Source organism: Psychrobacter sp. 1Y4, from assembly GCF_051847555.1.
Genome location: NZ_JBPYDE010000105.1, coordinates 1 through 1,181 on the forward strand (window position 1 = coordinate 1; position 1,181 = coordinate 1,181).

1 protein-coding gene and 1 pseudogene are annotated in these 1,181 nt (G+C 53.9%); both read left to right on the forward strand.

Annotated elements, in window-relative coordinates; translation table 11 throughout:
• A pseudogene (locus ACS8FC_RS14530) lies at positions 1–325 on the forward strand (3-oxoadipyl-CoA thiolase); the annotation flags it as partial.
• The coding region (locus ACS8FC_RS14535) for an alpha/beta fold hydrolase (protein WP_439297284.1) at positions 325–1,181 on the forward strand (857 nt) is incomplete at its 3' end. The pseudogene ACS8FC_RS14530 and the gene ACS8FC_RS14535, both read left to right, overlap by 1 nt.

Sequence of the window (1,181 nt, forward strand, 5' to 3'; positions counted from 1 at the left end):
TGGCCCCGTACCAGCGACCCAAAAGTTATTAAAGAAACTCGATTTAACGCTTGATGATATGGACATTATTGAGCTAAATGAAGCGTTTGCAGCACAAGCACTGGCTTGCTCACGCGCCCTTGGACTGGATGACCGTGATCCACGGATTAACCCTAGAGGCGGCTCAATCGCCTTAGGTCATCCGCTAGGCGCATATGGTGCGCGTATCGTGATTTCGGCGGTTCACGAATTACAACGTACCGATGCACAGCGTGCGCTATGCACCATGTGTATTGGTGTGGGGCAAGGCATCGCGCTCATCGTTTCACGAGTAGGAGAAGAATAATGGCATTTTTGAACACAGACGCGCACCTGATTGCTTACCAAGACAGCGGCGAGACGTACTTGCCAGCGCTTTTTATGGCGCATCCGCTCGGTATGAGCCGTGATGTGTGGGACACCTTATGTGATGGGCTGCATGGACATTATCGCTGTGTGCGCTGGGACTTCCCCGGTCACGGTAGTAGCGGCACGGCTGCAGAAGGGCTGAGTGCTGAGCAGTTGGCATTGGATGTTATGGCGCTTGCCGATCACCTGCAGATTGAGACTTTTAATTTTATTGGTACGTCAATCGGTGGCGTGATTGGTCAGTCATTATGCCAAATAGCTGCTGAGCGTTTAGAGCAGGTATGGCTGACCAATACTGGTGCGGTCATTGGTACCGCGGCGGCGTGGGCTGAACGTGCGGCTAACGTGCGCCAGTTGGGCTTGGGCGAGATGGCAGCCACCATCGTACCGCGCTGGTTTGCACCCGCTTATATCGAGCAAAACCCTGAAGTCTCACGAGGCTGGCAAGTGCAGCTGTCACGCACGGATGACGAAAGCTACGCTAAGCTGTGTGAGGTATTGGCGCAAGTCGATAACCGTGGGAAACTTGCCGATTATCCCAGTCGTGTGTCGCTTATCGCGGGTGCAGAGGATGTCTCTACGCCGGTAACAGCGCTAGAGGCGTTAGCAGCTGAATTTGCTGATGCCAGTCTTGATGTCTTTGAGGGCGTGGGGCATGTCCCATCTATCGAAGCCCCCGATAATTTGGTGGCACATATTCAGAATGATGCAGGCCGCGCCACAGTTGGTGAAACAGGCATTAGCTACGAGCAAGGTCTGACACAGCGCAAGCGCATTTTGGGTGCGGCTCACGT